Genomic DNA, 18,766 nt, shown 5'->3' with positions numbered 1-18,766 from the left:
CCTGGCGGGGCTCCTCTGACCGGATTTTGCTGAGACTACCGCAACGCTCCTGGTGGCGCTGATACAACTTAAACTTTTTCGACCTGGCCGAATTCGAGTTCCACCGGAGTGGCGCGGCCGAAAATGGTGACCGAAACGCGCACTTTGGATTTCTCGTAATTGACTTCTTCGACATTGCCGTTGAAGTCGGTGAACGGACCATCCTTGATGCGGACTTGCTCGCCCACTTCGTACAAGGTTTTTGGACGGGGTTTTTCAACACCTTCCTGCATCTGCTTCATGATGCCGTCGATTTCGCGCGCGGAGATCGGCGTCGGCTTGTTCGACTTGCCACCAATGAAACCGGTAACCTTGCTGGTGTTCTTGACCAAGTGCCAGCTCTCGTCCGTCATTTCCATTTCAACCAGCACATAGCCAGGATAGAAACGACGTTCGGTGACGGACTTCACACCATTCTTGACTTCGACAACTTCTTCGATCGGCACGAGGATCTGGCCGAACTGGTCTTGCATGCCCGCGCGCTCGATGCGCTCGGTCAGTGCGCGCATGACGCTTTTTTCCATGCCGGAATAAGCATGCACGACATACCAGCGCTTGCTGCTGACTGGCACGCTCAGCGCTGCACCAGTGTCCGCTACCGGAGCGTCGCCCGGAACGGACTCGTCCGCCGCTTCATCATGCACATTTTCGCTCATTATTTTTTCCAACCCAGAATTACGTCATACAACAAAAACTCGAGCAATTTATCCGTGCCCCACAGGAAAATCGCCATGACCAGCACAAAGGCAAACACGATCGCAGTAATCTGCGTGGCTTCTTTGCGGGTAGGCCAAACGACTTTCTTGGTTTCGCGCACAGCTTCTTTGGCGAAATTGAGAAATTCACGGCCGGTCGTCGAGACATACAAGAGCGCAACAGCAATAACCAAACCAGCCACAAGCGCGCTTGCACGCACCAGAGCTGGTTGGCCTGCCAGGTAATAAAACCCGACTACTCCTGCAATCGCAGCCACTATTGCCAGCGCGACTTTTATCTTGTCACTCGACGTGCTAACGGTTTGCACGGATTGATTTGACATTTTTCTACTTTCGGTGCCCTGCACCTTGACGGTGGCAGGGACGGAGGGCATCGAACCCCCAACCTTCGGTTTTGGAGACCGACGCTCTGCCAATTGAGCTACGTCCCTACGTAAAACTTTCGAGGAGTGCTATTCTACCACCCAGGACGCCCCGGGTGGAAGCATAACATTTCCTTATGCGAGGATTTTTGCAACCACGCCGGCGCCGACGGTACGACCGCCTTCACGGATAGCGAAGCGCAGGCCTTCTTCCATCGCGATCGGGTTGATCAGCTTGACGGTGATCGACACGTTATCGCCTGGCATGACCATTTCTTTGTCTGCTGGCAACTCGATCGAACCAGTTACGTCCGTCGTGCGGAAGTAGAACTGTGGACGATAGTTGTTGAAGAATGGCGTATGACGGCCGCCTTCGTCTTTCGACAGAACATAGATCTCGCCGGTGAAGTGTGCATGCGGCTTGATCGAGCCTGGCTTGGCCAGAACTTGACCACGTTGCACGTCTTCACGCTTGGTGCCGCGCAGCAGCAGACCAACGTTGTCGCCTGCTTGACCTTGGTCCAGCAGTTTGCGGAACATTTCCACGCCGGTGCAAGTCGTTTTGACGGTGTCGATAATACCAACGATTTCGATCTCTTCGCCGACCTTAACAATGCCGCGCTCGATACGACCGGTCACAACGGTACCGCGACCCGAGATCGAGAACACGTCTTCCACTGGCATCAGGAAAGCACCGTCAACAGCGCGCTCTGGCGTTGGGATGTACGAATCGAGGGCATCGGCCAGACGCAGCACTGCGTCAACGCCCATTTCGCCTTCTTTGCCTTCCAGCGCCATACGGGCCGAACCTTTGATGATAGGCACGTCGTCGCCAGGGAACTCATACTTCGACAACAGCTCGCGCACTTCCATTTCAACCAGTTCCAGCAGCTCTGCGTCGTCGACCAGGTCGCACTTGTTCAGGAACACGATGATGTATGGAACGCCAACTTGGCGGGCCAGCAGGATGTGTTCGCGGGTCTGTGGCATTGGGCCGTCAGCTGCGGAACATACCAGGATCGCGCCGTCCATCTGGGCAGCACCGGTAATCATGTTTTTGATGTAATCGGCGTGGCCTGGGCAGTCAACGTGCGCGTAGTGACGCGATTCCGTTTCGTACTCGACGTGGGCGGTGTTAATCGTGATACCGCGCGCTTTTTCTTCTGGTGCCGCATCGATCTGGTCGTATGCTTTGGCTTCGCCGCCGAATTTCTTCGACAGAACCGTTGCGATTGCAGCGGTCAGCGTGGTTTTACCGTGGTCGACGTGGCCGATGGTGCCGACGTTGACGTGCGGCTTGGTCCGTTCGAATTTACCTTTTGCCATTTTGAACTCCTAATGATTTGATTAGATTGCTCAGGCACACGCCCGACGGTCTGGTTTGAATTGCTTCTGTGCTGCCTGCTGCGAATTCTGGTGCCCTTGACGTGGATCGAACACGTGGCCTCTCCCTTACCAAGGGAGTGCTCTACCACTGAGCTACAAGGGCTGTAATTTGTTGCATGCGATGCATCAAGCATCTGAACGGAAACTGGAGCGGGTGAAGGGAATCGAACCCTCGTCGTAAGCTTGGAAGGCTTCTGCTCTACCATTGAGCTACACCCGCGAGGTATCGTTCACTTTTCTTCACTTGCTTTTTGCTACTACCCAGTTTTCCTTGCAAAAACTTGGTGGAGGGGGCTGGATTCGAACCAGCGTACTCATAGAGAACAGATTTACAGTCTGTCGCCTTTAACCACTCGGCCACCCCTCCGCGGGAACCGCAGAGTATGAAGCATCTACTCACAACTGTCAACCTTATTTACTGATGCCTGACTGCTGCATTTGCGTATAAAGAAGAAGTTGGCTGCTTCGGGGCGTGATTATAAGCTCCCGATTTGAGAATGTGCAAGGGTTGGCGCGAAAAAGTCGACTTTTTTTGGATTTTTTTTATCCTCCCTGCCGGGAAGCCGCATTTTTCCGTCATTCGCCCCGCATTTTCCCCTTTACCGGGCATCCGGCGGATGCATCCAGGCGTTGCCCAGGGGCTTATATTTACGCAACAACTGCTGATGCAGGCCCGACAGCACGGGCAATTTGGGGTTGCGCGGGTCCAGCCGGCGCACGCCGGCAATAAATGTCAGCGCCTGCTGCCCCATGCGTTCATCCCATCCCTCGTGTTCCAGACATTTCAGCACGGCCACGGCCGCATTGAAGACCACTTGCGGATTGTCGGGCAGGCGCGTGACGGCTTCGCCCATCAGGTCGACGGCGCCGCGGAAATCGCCGTCTCCCGCCCTCGCCGCGCCGGCCGCCACCATGTCGGCCACTTCCTGGCGGCTTTGCCGCGCCAGCGCCTTGGCCAGCTCTTCGCGCCCCGCCAGCTCGAACACGGCCATGGCGCGCGTCATGGCGGCGCTGTCGGGCGCGTTGCGCATGACTTCACGCATCACCTCGGCCGCGCCCTCTTCGCGCCCGTGCGCCAGGCAGTGGCGCGCCAGCTCCGTTTTCAGCGTATTCGAGCTGCCCACGCTGTGCCGGTTGGCGGCCAGGGCAGAGTCCAGTGATTGCTGCAGGCGTTCCTCGTTGCCCGTATGCGCATGCAGCATGGCGCCGCACAGGGCGCTGCACAGCTCCGCATTCTTTTGCCCGCCCATCGATTTGTCGAGGTCGCGGATGACGGCGCCCGCCTGCAGGGGGTCGCCCTTGCGCACCAGGGTCTGCACCAGGCGCACATGGTCTTCCGGGTCACGGAACTCCGAATACTTGGCCTTGCTGACCACCAGCTTCAGGGCTTTTTCCGCCATCGCGATATCGTCGGCCGCCAGGGCCGCCTCGCCCAGCCGGCGCAAGCGGCGCACGGCATGCGGCGACAGGGCCACCGCCTCGCTCAGGGCCGCCTGCGCCAGTTCCGGCTTGCCTTGCGCCAAATGCGTGCGCGCCAGCCAGTCATACGCGTCGAGAAAACGCTTGTTGTTTTCCAGCAGACCTTCCAGCGTGCCCTGCGCCGCTGCGTACTCGCCCAGCAGAAATTGCGTCTTGGCCTGTCCCAGGCGCGCCCAGCCGATGGACTTGGCTTCATACAGGGCTGCGTAGATCGGCTCCGCGTCGGCCGCCTCGCCCAGCAGCAAATGCAATTCCGCGCGCAGGCGCAGGAAATCGGTGGCGTAGCGGGGATACAGGCTGGCGCCCTCGGCGCAGGCGGCAATCGCCGCGCGCTCATTGCCCACGTCGATCAATGCATACACGGGCACGAAGGCATTGCGCTTGTCCAGCGCGCGGCCGATGCGCTCAAGCATGTTCTCAGCGGTGAAGGGCTTGAGGATGTAATCGGTGGGCAGCAGCTCGACGGCGCTGACCACCTTGGCAAAGCTGCCTTCGCCCGTGACCATGAAGAACATGGTCGACGCGTGCATCAATTTGTGATGGCGCAAGTCTTCCAGCATCTGCTGGCCATCCTGCCCGCCGTCGAGGTCGTATTCGCACAGGATCAGATCATACGATTTGCTGCCCAGCATGCGGATCGCCTGGCCCGAGCTGGCCGCGTCGTCGATCTTCGCCAGGCCGCACAGGTTGAGCATATTGTGCAGGCTGGCGCGCATGCCCGGATGCGGCTCGATGATCAGTGCGCTGAGGCCCTTGAGTTCTTTCATGTCGTAATGTCCGAAAACTCCGCGGCGCGCCACACTGGTGCGTGGCGCCAGCCAGCATGAGGCAGCCGAGTATATGACGGCGCCGCGCGCAAGGGAATGGTGCGCTGCCGAAAAACGCCAACTCAGGTGGTGGCGTGCTCCGGATGCCACAGTTGCGGCTCGTGGTCGATCAGCTCCAGCAGCGCCGTCACCACTTCCGGATCGAACTGGCTGCCGCTGCGCTGCTCGATGTATTCGCGCACCTGCGGATACGGCCACGGCTCCTTGTAGGGCCGCTCGTGCAGCAAGGCGTCAAAAACATCGACCACGGCAACGATGCGCGCGGCCACGGGAATGTCGCGCCCCACGAGGCCATTCGGGTAGCCGGCGCCATCGAAGTGCTCATGGTGGCCGCCAGCGATCTGCGCGCCATACGTGAGGTAGCTGACGCCGTCGACCATGTTGGCGGCCCGCTCAAGAATGGTGCGCCCGACGCCGGCGTGCAGCTGCATCTGCGCCCGCTCCTGGTCCGTATGCTTGCCCGGTTTCAGCAGCACGGCATCCGGCGTGGCCACCTTGCCCACGTCGTGCAGGATGCTGGCCAGGCCGATCATGTCGAGCAGCTGCGGTGTGAGCTCATCCGGGTACACGGCGCGCTGCTGCATGCGGCGGGCAATCGCTTCGGACAGCAGCTGCACGCGCCGCACGTGGCCGCCCGTGTCGCTGTCGCGGAACTCGGCCAGGTCGGCCAGCGCCACCACGGTCGCTTCCTGCGCCTTGCGCAGCTGCCCGAACATGTACAGGTTGTCGAAGGCGGCGGCGATGCGCTGGCAAAACACTTCCAGCAGATCGCGCTGGATCTGCGCCAGCGGCCACGGCGGCGTGACGGAGATGGCCAGCTCGCGGTTGCCTTCCGTATGGATGAACAGCACGTTGGCCGGATGCTCGAACTGGCTGCGCTTTTCCGCAAACGCCTTGGCGATGGTGGCGGTGAGCGCATGATCTGCCGGCAAGGCTTCCGACTCGGCCAGCATGGCATAGGTGCCCGTGGCGGCGACCACCTCGGGCCGCCCGGCACCACCCTGCATCAGGCACAGCACGCCGTCGGCACCCACGTCGAGGATGGCGCTGACCTGGTTGAGCACGCCGGAAGCGAATTCGCGCAGCGAATGGATCTGGTACAGATTGGTGGCGCCGGCGAGGATCTTGCCCAGGCCGATGCGGCTGCGCTCGAGCATCATCAGGCTCTCGTAGGCACGCAAAGCCGAGATGACTGTCGTAAACAGCTTTTGCGTCGTCAGTTCCGTCTTGGCCTTGTAATCGTTGATGTCGTATTCGATGATGACGCGCTGCTCGGGCGCCTGGCCCGGCTGGCCCGTGCGCAGCACGACGCGCACGATGGAGTTGTTCAGGTCGGCGCGGATGCGCTTGGCGAGGATCAGTCCCGCGTCATCCGTTTCCATCACCACGTCGAGCAGCACCAGCGCGATATCGGGCGTGTCGCGCAGGATCTCGTATCCTTCGCGGCCGCTGTAGGCGGAAAACAGTTCCAGTTCACGGCCCTTGAAACTGACATTGCGCAGCGCCAGCCGCGTGACCGCATGCACATCGACATCATCATCGACGATCAGGACACGCCACAGGCGCTGGTCTGGCGCGTCCAGCCCGGCAGGACTGGCCACCGGCTCATCTTCGTCGAGCAGCCAGTTATCATCTGCATCGGCTGTGAGGTCGGTCATGAATACTCCTAATGGATAAGGTCGATGTGGACGCTGCGTTGACGCATATCAAGCATAATCAGATTAGATGCTGCTTACAACAGGATTCTGCGTCCCGCCCTCTCCCGCGGCAGGCGTCGGCGGCGGTATCGAGGCGCCGCTGCGCGTGGTGCCGCCACAATGGTCCTGGCCCGGCCCGACTGCCTGGTAGCGCACTTCATACTTGCCAGCGCTGAGCTGTTCCACCAGCAGTTTGTCGTTCGCGAGGATGTACAGATAGCGCACGTTCGAGCGCCGCTCCGTGTCATACAGCTTGACGAACATGGGCGCGGCATTGTGGCTGTTGTCGATGCTGATGGCCAGCTCCTCGCCCTTGTTACCGATCAGGAATCCATCGACATAGCCGGAATGCGTCGGCCAGGGCTCGCCATTCGGCGCCACCAGCGTTGCGGACTCGGCCTTGCCTGCGCCATCGCAGGCAGGCTGGATGGCTTTCAGGCTCAGCTGGGAAACGGCCAGCACGCGGATCTCGGGCGTCTTCGCTTCCTGGGGTTCCGGTGCATACGGCTTGCCCACCGCCCAGCTGTCGACTGCCACGGCCTCGCCTTTCGATGGCGACGATGCGGCACTGGCCGCAGACGTGGCTGTTTCCGCATGGGGTTGGGCGCCATCGCGGGCCAGGCCGCTCCAGGCCGTTGCCAGCGCGGCAGGCACGGGCTGGGAGGTATCGAGCATCAGCAAGGCGCCCAGCCAGCCCAGCAGCAGGCAGACAAGCAAACTCAGCCACCAGCGCCAGTTGCGCCAGACGGGCTGCAGGCCGCGCCTTGCCTTGCCCTTCGGCGGCGGCACATCCTGCGCCCAGGCGTGCTCATGCGAATGGGCATGGCCTTTCGCGCGGCCATCGCGGCCCTTGCCTTCTTCCTGATGGGTGCTTTCCAGCCATTCGATTTCCCACTCCTCGGCAGCGATCCACTCGTCGTGTTCCTTGCGGCGCTGGGGATCGGACAAGGTGCCATAGGCGCTGTTGAGGATCGCCATGATGCGGGCGGCCTTTTCGTCGCCGGGATTCTTGTCCGGGTGGTATTTCTGGCTGAGGGCTTTGTACGCGGCACGTATGACTTCCTGCGGCGCCAGGCGCGCCACCTTCAGGTTGTCATAGTGTGTATGTATCTTTCCCATCGTTCTATCTTGAAATCGGTGCGCGGCGACGGGTTCTTGCAGGATGGAACCGTGCTGTGTCGGTCATCATATACGATATGACAAGATAATAACCACCGGCGGACAGGAAATTGCAGGGCGGCACTGCCCTGCCTTGATATTGCAGCGCTTACAGGCGATGGCTGCGGTCGCTCGACAACAGCGTTTCCGGCAACTCCACCTGGTGCCCCACCACCAGCACCTTGAACAATTCCCCCATCTCGGCAGGCGAGACCAGCTTTTGCACGGCGCTGGCTTGCGGCAAGTACGTTTTGACCTGTTCAGGATCAGTGCGCAGCAGCAAGTCGCCAAGGCCCGCGCCCAGCAGGAAGGACGCCTGGTTCATATAAGCGAGCACGTCGAGGCCCGCGTCCTGCGCCGCCACCGCCATGGCCGTAAAGTCGACGTGGGCCGTGATGTCTTGCAAACCGGGCAGATAAAACGGTTCCGCATGGGCGTGGTGGCGGTAATGGCACATCAAGGTGCCCGTGGCGCGCAAATCCAGGTAATACTCGTGTGCCGGAAAGCCATAGTCGAACAGCACGGCCGCGCCGCCCTTGCCATTGGTCAGCATGCGCGCCAGCGAGCGCATGAAGCCGCAGGCCACGCCATGGATCTCGCTGACATAGCCGACGGGCAAGGCATCGGCCTCGGGCACCTGGGCGGCGATCTGCGCGGCCACGTCATCGCCGGCAAGCCGTTCGACAAACACGAACTGGCCATCGGCAATGCTGACGTCGAGTTCGCACCAGCCGGCCGGCGTCTTGCTGATCAGGTTGACGGGCATGGCGTCGAGCACTTCATTGCCGAACACGGCGCCTTCGAAACTGTCGGGGAAACCGTCGAGCCACACCACTTGCGGGAAGGCGGCCAGCGCCAGCTCCTGGCGCGCGCGCAATTCGCCGGACAATTCGACGATCGCATACTGTTCAATGGCGATGCCGGCCTGCGCCGCTTCCGTCAGGATATCGCAGGCCAGCTTGCCCGTGCCGGCGCCGAATTCGAGGATGCGCGGGGCCGTTTGCGCCATAATAGCGGCTGCCACATGGGCCAGGGTGGCGCCGAACAGGGGCGAAATCTCAGGCGCAGTTGTAAAATCGCCATCTTTGCCCAGCTTGGCGGCGCCGCCGCTGTAATAGCCGAGGTCAGGCGCGTACAGCGCCAGCTCCATGAAGCGGACAAAGGGAATGGCGCCGTCATTGCGCGCGATTTCGGCGGCAATCAGGTGCTGCAAGGCATGGGACGCGGCCAGCGCGTCGCTATCGGGTACGGGAAGAGACATACCCGCATTGTAGCGAATCGACGGCGCATGCCGCCAGTGTGGCATCCACCGAATATCTCAACCATAGCAAAGACATGACAGAAGCAACGACAACGCCATTCGACAGCACTCCCCGCGTCGCCCTCGTCACGGGCGCCGCGCGCCGCCTCGGCCGCGCCATCGCGCTGGGCCTGGCGCGCGACGGCTGGGATATCGCCGTCCACTACCGCCACTCGCGCGAGGAAGCGCAGAGCCTGGTGGCGGAAATCGCCGCCCTGGGCCGCCGCGCGCACGCGTTCCCTTGCGACCTGGCGCAGGAAGACGCCGTGCGCCAGCTGCTGCCGCAGGCACAGGCGGCGCTGGGGCGAGTGACTTGCGTGGTCAACAACGCTTCGTTGTTTGAATACGACAATGCCGGTGATTTTTCCTTCACCGCGCTCGACGCCCACATGCACGCCAACCTGGCCGCTCCCATCCTGCTGGCGCAGGCGCTGTACCAGGCCACCCCGGCAGGCGAACAAACCGTGGTCATCAACTTGCTCGATCAAAAACTGTACAATCTCAATCCTGATTTTTTGTCGTACACCCTGTCCAAGGCGGCGCTGCTGTCGGCGACCACCATGCTGGCCCAGGCGCTGGCGCCGAAAGTGCGCGTGGTGGGCATTGCCCCCGGCATCACCATGGTTTCCGGCGAGCAGACGGCAGCGAACTTTGCCAAGGCACATGAAAACACGCCGCTGGGACGCTCCAGCACGCCCGAGGACGTGGCCGACAGCGTCTGTTACGTGGCCGGCGCGCGCGCGCTGACGGGCACGACCCTGCTGGTCGATGGCGGCCAGCATTTGATCGGCTTGCCGCGCGACGTCATGTTTTTGACCAAATAATCAGCAGCCACACCAAACAACCAGCATTCCAGCATTCCCTAAAAGGTAAAACTATGTCGTCCGCCCTGTCTCACCCTCGCCTGGCCGATTGCCGCCGCCTGTTCCTGCGCAATTACGAAGTCCTCATCAACATCGGCGTCTACGACTTCGAGAAAAAGGGCGAGCAGCGCGTCCTCATCAACGTCGACCTGTACATTCCCCTGGCCCTGTCGACGCCCAAGGATGACCAACTGGAAGAAGTGGTCGACTACGACTTCATGCGCGAAACCATCGCCAAGCGCATGGCGCAAGGCCACGTGCAGCTGCAGGAAAGCCTGGTCGACGACGTGCTCGCCGCCATGCTGGCGCACCCGCGCGTGCGCGCTGCGCGCGTGTCGAGCATGAAGCCGGACGTGTATCCCGACTGCGAAGGCGTGGGCGTGGAAGTATTCAAGATCAAGGATGAAGCATGAACAACATGAGTAATGCCGCAGTACTGGAAGCGACGACCACGGCCGTGGAATTCCCGGCCAACGTGGAAGCACAGAAACTGGCGCGCAAGAAGGCGGAAAAAATCGCCCTGGAAAACAACAAGCTGCACAAGCGCCTGTGCCGCCTGGTGGGGCAAGCCATCGGCGATTTTAATATGATCGAAGACGGCGACAAGGTGATGGTGTGCCTGTCCGGCGGCAAGGATAGCTACGCGCTGCTGGATATTTTGATGACCTTGCGCGAACGCGCGCCGATTCATTTTGATATCGTCGCCGTCAACCTGGACCAGAAGCAGCCGAATTTTCCGCCGGAAATCCTGCCCGCCTACCTGACGGAACTGGGCGTGGCTTTCCACATCGAAAACCAGGATACCTACAGCATCGTCAAGCGTTTGATCCCGGAAGGCAAGACGACTTGCTCGCTGTGCTCGCGCCTGCGCCGCGGCATCCTGTACCGCGTGGCCGACGAGCTGGGCGCCAACAAGATTGCGCTGGGCCACCACCGCGATGATATTTTGGAAACGTTCTTCCTGAATATGTTCTTCGGCGGCAAACTGAAAGGCATGCCGGCCAAGCTGCAGTCGGACGACGGCAAACACATCGTCATCCGCCCGATGGCCTACGTGAAGGAAGAAGACACGCAGCGCTATGCGGAAGTCAAAGGCTTCCCCATCATCCCATGCGACCTGTGCGGTTCGCAGGAAAACCTGCAGCGCAAGCAGATCAAGGGATTGATGCGCGAATGGGACAAGAAATTCCCTGGCCGCGTGGAAAGCATCTTCTCGGCCCTGTCGAACGTGGCGCCATCGCATTTGATGGACCCGAAACTGTTCGGCTTCAAGGACTTGAAGGCCGATGGCGTGGCCAACCCCATGGGCGACATCGCGTTTGATGAAGAGCCGTGCTCGACGCCGACCACGTTCGGCACCATTCCGCTGCAAGCGCTGTAAGCCGCTGTTGTAAGCCCCTGTTGTTTCGCCGCCACCGCCCAGGTGGCGGCATCCCTCTCTTTCCCCCAGCGTCCATTTGATGTACCGTAGTCAGCTCTGCCGGTACGCGATGTGTCACGCGCGCATTCCTGCCCGGCGGTCAGCACGCATTCTTCCGACAACCTCACTGGAATGAACCATGACGCCATCCGCGCTCAAGCGCCCCCTGCTGTTCTCCCTGCTGGCCCTCGGCCTCGCCACCGCCACCGCCTCTGCCGCTCCTGCGCCCACCGACCGCCAGGCCGACCGCTGGGATCTGACGGCGCTGTACGCCAGCGACGCCGCGTTCGACGCCGACGCGAAAAAGCTGTCGGCCCAGCTGCAGCAACTGGGCGCATGCAAGGGGCAATTGGGCACCCGCCTGAAAAGCTGCCTGGACCTGGTCGCCGATGCGCGCAAGCGCGTCAACACGCTCACCACCTATGCGGCGCAGTACTACGACCAGGATACGGGCGACAGCAAGGGCAATCAGCTGAACCAGCGCGCCGCCCTGCTGGGCAACGACTTCAGCCAGGCGAGCACTTTCTTGCAGCCGGAAATCCTCGCCCTGGGCAGCAAGCGCATCGACGCCATGCTGGCGAAAGACAAGGGCTTGCAGCTCTACCGTTTTCAATTGAGCAACATGCTGCGCAGCGCGCCGCACACGCTCGACGCGGCCGGCGAACAGCTGGTGGCGCAATTCGGCCTGGCAACAAGCTCGGCCGCTAGCGTCTACCGCACGCTGGCCAATGCGGAAATCCCCTGGCCGACCGTGAAACTGTCGGACGGCACGCAAGTACGGCTCGACCAGGCGGCCTATACCAAATACCGGGGCGACGACAATCGCGCCGACCGCAAGCTGGTGTTCGACGCCTTCTTCGGCAAATGGAAAGAGTATGAACGCACGTTCGGCGAAACCCTGTACGGCCAGTTGAAAACGGATGCCGCCTACGCGAAAGTGCGCCATTACGCCGATTCGCAAAGCGCCGCGCTCGACGCCGACAACTTGCCGCCGGCCGTCTACCAGACCCTGATCGCGCAAACCAACGCCAACCTGCCCACCTTGCACCGCTACTTCAAGCTACGCGCGCGCATGCTGGGCGTCAAGGACCTGGCCTACTACGACGTGTATGCGCCGCTGCTGAAAAGCGACCGCAGCTTCCCGCTGGCCGAGGGCAAGCAGATGATGCTGGCCTCCGTCGCGCCGCTGGGCCCCGACTACGTCAAGGCGCTCACCGCCGCAGTGGAAGCGCGCTGGATGGATGTGTATCCGCGCCCGCGCAAGGTGGCGGGCGCCTACATGAATGGCGACGCGTATGACATCCACCCGTTCGTGCTGCTCAACTACACGGACAATTACGAAGCCGTCAGCACCCTGACGCACGAATGGGGCCACGCCATGCACTCGGTGCTGGCCAACAAGGCACAGCCATCGATCTATGCGCCGTACAGCATCTTTGTCGCGGAAATCGCCTCGACGACGAACGAGGCGCTGCTGCTCGACGCGCGCCTGAAACAGGCCAGGGATGACGACGAGCGCCTGCTGTACCTGGGCGCGGCACTGGAAAACCTGCGCGGCACCTTCTTCCGCCAGGCCATGTTCGCTGAATTCGAGGCGGCCATCCACGGCAAGGTGGACAAGGGAGAATCGCTGACGGGCGAAGAGATCACGGCCATCTATGCCGGCATCCTCAAGCGCTACCACGGCGAAGCGCAAGGCGTCATGACCATCGACCCCGCCTACGCGCTGGAATGGGCGTATGTGCCGCATTTTTATCACGGCTACTACGTATTCCAGTACGCCACCTCGATCGCGGCGGCGCAGGATTTCGCGCAGCGCATCCTCGACAAGGAACCGGGCGCGCTGGCCGCCTACCTGAAAATGCTCGGCGCGGGCGGCTCGGCCTACCCGTATGAGCTGGTGAAGGCGGCCGGCGTCGACCTGGCCTCGCCGAAACCGTACCAGGCGCTGGTGGCGCGCATGAACGGCATCATGGACCAGATCGAGGCGATTGAAGCGAAGCGGGGGAAATAAGGCTGGAACGAGACGCAAAAGGCGTAGGTCGGCTTAGCGCAAAGCGCGCAAGCCGACAGCACCCGCAACGCCAACAAGGTGTCGGATTACGCGGTTCCCGCTAATCCGACCTACCGTTCTCCGTTTCCGCTGCCGCAAACGCCGCCGCATCGCTCTCGAACATGTCTTCCAGCTCCTCGCGCGCCTGGCGCGTGAGGGACATGACTTTTTGCTGGTCCTGGAAGTGCGGCGCCACTTCCAGCAGGGTTTTCAGGTTATGCCGGCCAAAGATGCCGGCCGCGCGCTGCGCCCGCTCCGCGCTGAAGCCCACCTGCTGCAAGGTCTGCTCGCCCAGCAGCAAGGCCGCGGCGAACGTCTCGCGCTCGATCAGGGTCACGCCGCGCTTCATCAGTTCATAGTAATGCGTGACGTTGCGCGCGCGCGCCAGGATCGTCAGTTCGGGCAGGCGCAGGCGCACGGCGTCGACCAGCGCCAGGCTGTCGTCCACATTGTCGATGGCGATCACGAGCGCCTTCGCCTTTTCGATGCCGGCCGCCACCAGCAAGTCCACGCGCGTGGCGTCGCCATAAAACACCTTGAAGCCGAACTTGCGCAGCAGCTCGATCTGGTCCGGATCGTGGTCGAGCACCGTCACGCCGATCTTGTTCGCCGCCAGCAAGCGGCCGATGATCTGGCCGAAGCGGCCAAAGCCGGCGATGACGATGGGGTTGTCCTGCGCCTCGATATGGTCGTCGGGACGGCGCTTCTTGTCGCCTTGCAGGCGCGGTGCGACGAACTTGTCGTGCGCCAGCAGCAGCAAGGGCGTGGCCACCATCGACAGGGTCACCACCACGACCAGCAGCGCGGCCGTCTGCGGCGCAAACACGTGCGCGGCTTCGGCGGCGGCAAACACGACGAAGGCAAATTCGCCGCCCTGCGACAGCAGCAGCGCAAAAAACAGCTGCTGGCCGCGGGGAATGTCGACAAACTTCGACAACCCGTACAGCAAGGCGATCTTCACCGCCAGCAGCCCCGCCACCAGGGCCAGGATCAGCAGCGGCTGGGCGCGCAGCACGCCAAAATCGACGGACATGCCCACGGCGATGAAGAACAGGCCCAATAACAGGCCCTTGAACGGCTCCAGGTCGGAAATGAGCTCATGGCGATATTCGGAATCGGCCAGCAGCACGCCGGCCATGAAGGTGCCCAGCGCCATCGACAGGCCCACCGATTCCATCAGCACGCAGATGGCGATCACCAGCAGCAGGGCAAACGCCGTGAAGATTTCACGCAAGTCGGTTTTGGCGATGAAGCGCAGGATGGGGTTGACCAGAAAACGCCCGCCGATCACCAGCGCCGCCAGCACGGCGGCCAGCTTGGCCACGCGCAGCCAGCCCGGTTCGCCGCTATGCGTGACCAGGCCACCGAGCAGCGGCACCAGCGCGATCATGGGAATGGCGGCGATATCCTGGAATAGCAGTATCGAAAAGCCGGCGGAACCGGCCGGCGTGCTCATCAATTTTCGTTCCCCCAGGGTGGCCAGCACGATGGCCGTCGACGACAGCGACAGCCCCAGCGCGCCCACCAGCGCCGTGCGCCAGTCCACGCCAAAGGCCATGGCCACGGCGCACAAGCCCGCGCTGACGACGCCCACCTGCGCCCCGCCCCAGCCGAAAATCGGCCGGCGCAGCAGCCACAATCGTTTCGGTTCGAGCTCCAGCCCGATCAGGAACAGCAGCAGCACCACGCCGAATTCGGAAAAGCTGAGGATCACCTCGACATTCTTGATCAGGCCCAGGCCCCACGGTCCGATGACGACGCCGGCCACCAGGTAGCCCAGCACGGCGCCCATGCCCAGGCGCTTGGCCAGCGGCACCATGATGATGGCGGCCACCAGGTAAAACAGTATATTGATGAGAAAACTGTGGTGTTCCATGCGGGGTCCGGGCAGATGTGTGGATGAAACAACATCATGCCTGAAGTGGCGCGCCAGCGGGAGTCAAGGCTGCGGCGCATCGATGCGCGCGCGTAGTTCGTCGAGATTCACGCGCGACAGATAGCGTTCGATGTTCTTCCACACGGCGTGATAGCCGTAACCGCCGTTTTTCAACTCGTCGATCGCCTTTTCGCGCGGCCAGCCCTGGTACAGCATGCGGTACATGGCGGCCATCATGCCCGTGCGGTCGGCGCCGTGCAGGCAGTGCAGCAGCACGGGGCCCTGCTGTTCGGCGGCGCGGATGCTGCGCATGGTCTCGATCACGTGCTCGTCGCGGATGGCCCAGGTATTGATGGGGATGCGCACGGCGCGGATGCCGCTGCCATCGAGCACCTGCGTATCGGAGTGAAAAGAGCGCAAGCTGATCACCGTCTTCACGCCCAGCGCCTGCAGCTGGGCCACGTCGCTGCTATCGAGCTTTGCGCTGCGGTACAGGACGGGCGTGACCTGGTGCAGGTTCGACACCTGCGGCAGCGGCGTGGCCCACTCGGCATTGCGCTGCGGCGGCAGGGGCGCCTGCGCGCCAGCGGAACCGGCCGCCAGGGCCAGGGACAACAGCAGGAGATACGACGAGGGCGGCAAGGTCATGACTTCCTCTTGTATGAAAACCACAGCAGTACGCCCGCCAGCAGCAGTGACACCCAGTAGTCGGTCGGCGCCCACCACAGCCAGTGCTTGTGCCAGGCGATATGGGCCGGATTGAAGTGCGCCACGCCATAGGCGGGATTGAGCACGAACCACAGATAATCCTCGATGATCCAGAACAGCATGATGCAGCCGATGGCGCGGCACTCGAGGCGCAGCGACCATTGCGCCAGGAAGATCATCGGGAAATGGAAAAACAGGGCGATGAAGGGAAAGACCCAGGCATGGTAACCCGTCATCGGCCGCCCGCCCCAGAAGATATCGAGCAGCCAATGGCTTTCGATGCGCCAGGTGGGCAGGTTCGCGGCCCAGCCGGCCGCGCCTTCGATCTGGATTTCCACCTGCGCAAAAAATAAGCCCAGCAGCGCCACCCAGGCCAGGCTCAGGGCGATCTGCCAGGGTTTTGCTACGGCGCCCGTCAAGCCAGCACCTGCGCCAGTACATCCAGAGCGGCGCGCGGGCGGCCCAGAGCCAGCGCTTTTGCGCGCATCGCTTGCAACTGTTCAGGGTGCTCAAGCAGCAGGCGCACGCGGTACTCCAGGGTGACGGCGTCGAATGCCTTCAGCGCCACGCCCTGCTCCAGCAGATAGTCGGCATTGCGCTCTTCCTGGCCGGGAATCGGCGAATTGACGATCATGGGCAAGCCCAGCGCCAGGCATTCGGACGTGGTCAGCCCGCCCGGCTTGGTGATGACCAGGTCGGCGCACGCCATCAGGCGCTCGACTTCACTGGTAAAGCCTTGCGCCAGCAGGCGGCCCGGATACTGGCCGGCCAGTGCCTGCAGCGCCGCCAGCGCGGCGGCGTTTTTCCCCGCCAGCACGATCAGCTGGAAGTCGCCTGGCAGCGCCAGCAGGCGCGCGGCCACGGTTTCAAGGCTGCCCAGTCCAGCCCCGCCGCCCATCAGCAGGATCGTCGTGCGCCGCGGGTCGAGGCCAAACGCCTGCGCGCTCTGCACGCGGCCGGGCGCCTGCGCGAACGCGGGCATGATGGGGATGCCCGTCACGTGAATGCGCTCGGCGGGGATGCCTTCGTGGCGCATGCGGAACGCCACTTCGTCGGTGGCAGCAAAATAACCTTCCATCTGCTCGTGCACCCACATGCGGTGCAGATCGAAATCGGTGACTTGCACCCACACGGGGCAAGCCAGCTGCTGCTGGCGCAAGGCGCGCGACAGCAGTTCGGCCGGCAGGAAATGCGTGCAGATGATGGCGTCGGGCTGGAAGGCGGCGATCTGCGTCATCAGCGCGCGCGTATTGAGGCGCTCGACGGCGCGGCGCAGGCGCTGCATCGAGCTGTCGCGCGGCGCGTCGTGGGTGGCGTGATACAGATAGCCCCACAGCGCGGGCGCCTTGTTGACCAGCTTGATGTAAAAATCCGTGTACAGCTTGCGGAACGCGGGCGTGACGAAATCCATCACATCGAGATGCAGGGCCAGCGCCGCAGGGCCACCACCGTGGCCATCGCGCGCCGCATATGCCTCGATGGCCTGCGCCGCGCGCATGTGGCCGGCGCCGGCCGAGACGCTCAGGAGTAGAATTTTTTGTGTCATGGAAAACCAATCCGGGGAACAGGTGAGCGCGGACGCGGAAAATTTATTGGCAGGATAACATTGCTGCAAGCGGTGCGGCTTGATCTGGTCATGCGCGCGTGCAGGCCGGCGCTAGCCAATCACGGGGATGGGCAAGGCCGACACTTTCCAGCTGCCTTTGAGCTTGCGCTCGATCAAGGCCGGCAAGGCGCTGGCGCCGGGCGCGCCTTTTTTGGTAAATGCCACCGGCACCAGCAGATAGATGGTGACCTTGTCATCGTCGGCGATGTCTTCTTCCTCCGGCGCCGGATTCCAGCGCTTGTCGATGGCCAGCAGCGCGTCGACACCGTCCGGCCAGGCCAGGTCCGCCAGGTAAGGATCGTCGCGCCGCAGCAGCTCGCCCGCGGCCAGGCTGGCCTGGTCGAGCGTGCGCCGTCCCAGGCGTGCCAGCAGCGCCACGGGAAAGCGCCATGGACTGTGCTCCGCGAAGCCGTGCACGGTCAGCGGCCAGCGGGCCGGCAGACAGATGGCCAGTTCCGTCATCGGCGATTGCTGGAACAGGCCAACCGTAAACAACAGCTTGAAATCGCGCTTGCCATCGATGCAGCTGATCCCCAGCGAAAAGCGCGCGTCGCCGCTGTCCGGGCTGAACACGGCCGGCAGCACCCAGCCGGCGCTGTTGTGCATGAAGGTGCGGATCGCCTCCTGCGGCGAGGCGGCCGCTTGCTGCGGCGACGCGGCCGCCTGCTGCGGCACGTCGAGTATGCTGACGCCGCCGGCGGCAGCGAGCAATCGGGCGATCGCGGGAAAGCCCCAGCCGGTGGCGATATCGACCGGCGCCTGGTTCCAGCGCGTATGCAGGCGGTTCGGATTGGCGCCCCGCTGCAGCAGCAATGCGGCCACGTCCTGGTGGCCGCCAACGCAGGCGCTGTCCAGCGGCGACAGTATATTGTCCGGCAAGCCATCGACGGCAGCGCCCTGCTCGAGCAGCCAGCGGCAGGTAGCGAGGTGGCCATGGCTTGCCGCCGCATCCAGCGGCGTCAGGTTGCGGTAACCGGGCAAGGGCAGGTCGACGTCCATGCCCAGCGACACGAGCAGCGCGCAGACCTCGCGGCTGCCGCCGGCCGCGGCCAGGTGCAGCAGCGATTCGCCGTCTTCCATGTTGTAGCGGCGCAAGGTCAACAGCAGCGGCGTGGCCTCGAGCAGGCTGCGCACCTGTTCCACCTGATTCTCGCCGACGGCGTCACAGAGGCGAAAAAACGCCTCGCGGTGCTGGTTAAAGAGTGTCTTGTTGACCATGCATGTTCCCTGCTCGTGGTGGCGGCGCCATCATCGAGCGGAGAATAGCATTTTCTTT

At 62.6% G+C, this 18,766-nt stretch carries 16 protein-coding genes and 4 tRNA genes; 4 read left to right on the top strand and 16 right to left on the bottom strand.

Annotated features, from left to right (window positions below; genetic code table 11):
- Positions 1-68 precede the first annotated feature (68 nt).
- The 11 genes from nusG to CLU91_RS18090 form a co-directional block, all read right to left on the bottom strand.
- Complete coding sequence (nusG, locus tag CLU91_RS18140) at positions 69-695, bottom strand: transcription termination/antitermination protein NusG (protein WP_034753130.1); 627 nt, start codon at positions 693-695, stop codon at positions 69-71.
- Positions 695-1,078 (bottom strand): preprotein translocase subunit SecE, encoded by a 384-nt coding sequence (secE, locus tag CLU91_RS18135; protein ID WP_010394308.1) that lies wholly within the window; start codon positions 1,076-1,078, stop codon positions 695-697. The genes nusG and secE overlap by 1 nt, the downstream gene beginning before the upstream one ends.
- 32 nt (positions 1,079-1,110) lie before the next feature.
- Positions 1,111-1,186: transfer RNA gene (locus CLU91_RS18130), tRNA-Trp, on the bottom strand.
- 66 nt (positions 1,187-1,252) lie between these two features.
- Positions 1,253-2,443 (bottom strand): elongation factor Tu, encoded by a 1,191-nt coding sequence (gene tuf, locus CLU91_RS18125; protein ID WP_100875273.1) that lies wholly within the window; start codon positions 2,441-2,443, stop codon positions 1,253-1,255.
- 88 nt (positions 2,444-2,531) lie between these two features.
- Positions 2,532-2,606 (bottom strand) — tRNA-Thr (locus CLU91_RS18120).
- 43 nt (positions 2,607-2,649) lie between these two features.
- A tRNA-Gly gene (locus CLU91_RS18115) sits at positions 2,650-2,723 on the bottom strand.
- 62 nt (positions 2,724-2,785) lie between these two features.
- Positions 2,786-2,870, bottom strand: a tRNA-Tyr gene (locus CLU91_RS18110).
- A 232-nt stretch (positions 2,871-3,102) separates the two neighbouring features.
- Positions 3,103-4,749, bottom strand: coding sequence for a tetratricopeptide repeat-containing response regulator (locus CLU91_RS18105; protein WP_100875272.1), 1,647 nt, complete (start codon positions 4,747-4,749; stop codon positions 3,103-3,105).
- Between the two features lie 122 nt (positions 4,750-4,871).
- Positions 4,872-6,467 carry a DUF3369 domain-containing protein gene (locus CLU91_RS18100; protein ID WP_100875271.1) on the bottom strand — a complete coding sequence of 532 codons (1,596 nt, stop codon included), beginning with the start codon at positions 6,465-6,467 and terminating at the stop codon, positions 4,872-4,874.
- Between the two features lie 63 nt (positions 6,468-6,530).
- The gene (locus CLU91_RS18095) at positions 6,531-7,625 is read right to left on the bottom strand and encodes a J domain-containing protein (RefSeq protein ID WP_100875270.1); all 1,095 of its coding nucleotides are present in this window, start codon (positions 7,623-7,625) and stop codon (positions 6,531-6,533) included.
- Positions 7,626-7,773: 148 nt separating this feature from the next.
- Positions 7,774-8,925 (bottom strand): class I SAM-dependent methyltransferase, encoded by a 1,152-nt coding sequence (locus CLU91_RS18090; RefSeq protein ID WP_100876794.1) that lies wholly within the window; start codon positions 8,923-8,925, stop codon positions 7,774-7,776.
- Positions 8,926-8,999: 74 nt separating this feature from the next.
- Between CLU91_RS18090 and CLU91_RS18085 the strand changes: the two genes are divergently transcribed.
- The 4 genes from CLU91_RS18085 (at position 9,000) to pepF (ending at position 13,261) form a co-directional block, all read left to right on the top strand.
- A complete protein-coding gene (locus CLU91_RS18085) occupies positions 9,000-9,788 on the top strand; it encodes an SDR family oxidoreductase (RefSeq protein ID WP_100875269.1) in 789 nt (262 codons plus the stop codon).
- A 53-nt stretch (positions 9,789-9,841) separates the two neighbouring features.
- A complete protein-coding gene (locus tag CLU91_RS18080; RefSeq protein ID WP_046682033.1) occupies positions 9,842-10,240 on the top strand; it encodes a dihydroneopterin aldolase in 399 nt (132 codons plus the stop codon).
- Positions 10,241-10,245: 5 nt separating this feature from the next.
- On the top strand, positions 10,246-11,208 hold the full coding sequence (gene ttcA / locus CLU91_RS18075) for a tRNA 2-thiocytidine(32) synthetase TtcA (RefSeq protein WP_198521491.1): 963 nt from the start codon (positions 10,246-10,248) through the stop codon (positions 11,206-11,208).
- A 178-nt stretch (positions 11,209-11,386) separates the two neighbouring features.
- Positions 11,387-13,261, top strand: coding sequence for an oligoendopeptidase F (pepF, locus tag CLU91_RS18070; protein WP_100875268.1), 1,875 nt, complete (start codon positions 11,387-11,389; stop codon positions 13,259-13,261).
- A 100-nt stretch (positions 13,262-13,361) separates the two neighbouring features.
- Here pepF and kefC read toward each other — a convergent pair whose 3' ends face one another.
- The 5 genes from kefC to CLU91_RS18045 all read right to left on the bottom strand — a co-directional run bounded on the left by kefC (position 13,362) and on the right by CLU91_RS18045 (position 18,708).
- A complete protein-coding gene (gene kefC / locus CLU91_RS18065; protein ID WP_100875267.1) occupies positions 13,362-15,176 on the bottom strand; it encodes a glutathione-regulated potassium-efflux system protein KefC in 1,815 nt (604 codons plus the stop codon).
- Between the two features lie 63 nt (positions 15,177-15,239).
- Entirely contained in the window at positions 15,240-15,824 is a 585-nt protein-coding gene (locus CLU91_RS18060) for a dual specificity protein phosphatase family protein (protein ID WP_100875266.1), read from the bottom strand.
- On the bottom strand, positions 15,821-16,303 hold the full coding sequence (locus tag CLU91_RS18055) for a hypothetical protein (protein ID WP_100875265.1): 483 nt from the start codon (positions 16,301-16,303) through the stop codon (positions 15,821-15,823). Before CLU91_RS18055 ends, CLU91_RS18060 begins: the two co-directional genes overlap by 4 nt.
- Positions 16,300-17,430, bottom strand: a complete 1,131-nt coding sequence (locus tag CLU91_RS18050) for an MGDG synthase family glycosyltransferase (protein ID WP_232730792.1) — start codon at positions 17,428-17,430, stop codon at positions 16,300-16,302. The genes CLU91_RS18055 and CLU91_RS18050 overlap by 4 nt, the downstream gene beginning before the upstream one ends.
- Before the next feature lie 111 nt (positions 17,431-17,541).
- Complete coding sequence (locus tag CLU91_RS18045) at positions 17,542-18,708, bottom strand: ankyrin repeat domain-containing protein (RefSeq protein ID WP_100875263.1); 1,167 nt, start codon at positions 18,706-18,708, stop codon at positions 17,542-17,544.
- Between the last annotated feature and the right edge of the window lie 58 nt (positions 18,709-18,766).

Origin of the sequence: Janthinobacterium sp. 64 (genome assembly GCF_002813325.1) — a bacterium.
In the GTDB taxonomy this organism is placed as follows: Bacteria; Pseudomonadota; Gammaproteobacteria; order Burkholderiales; family Burkholderiaceae_D; genus Janthinobacterium.
The sequence above is the reverse complement of the archived record's forward strand: the minus strand, read 5'-3'. Positions and strand labels throughout refer to the sequence as shown.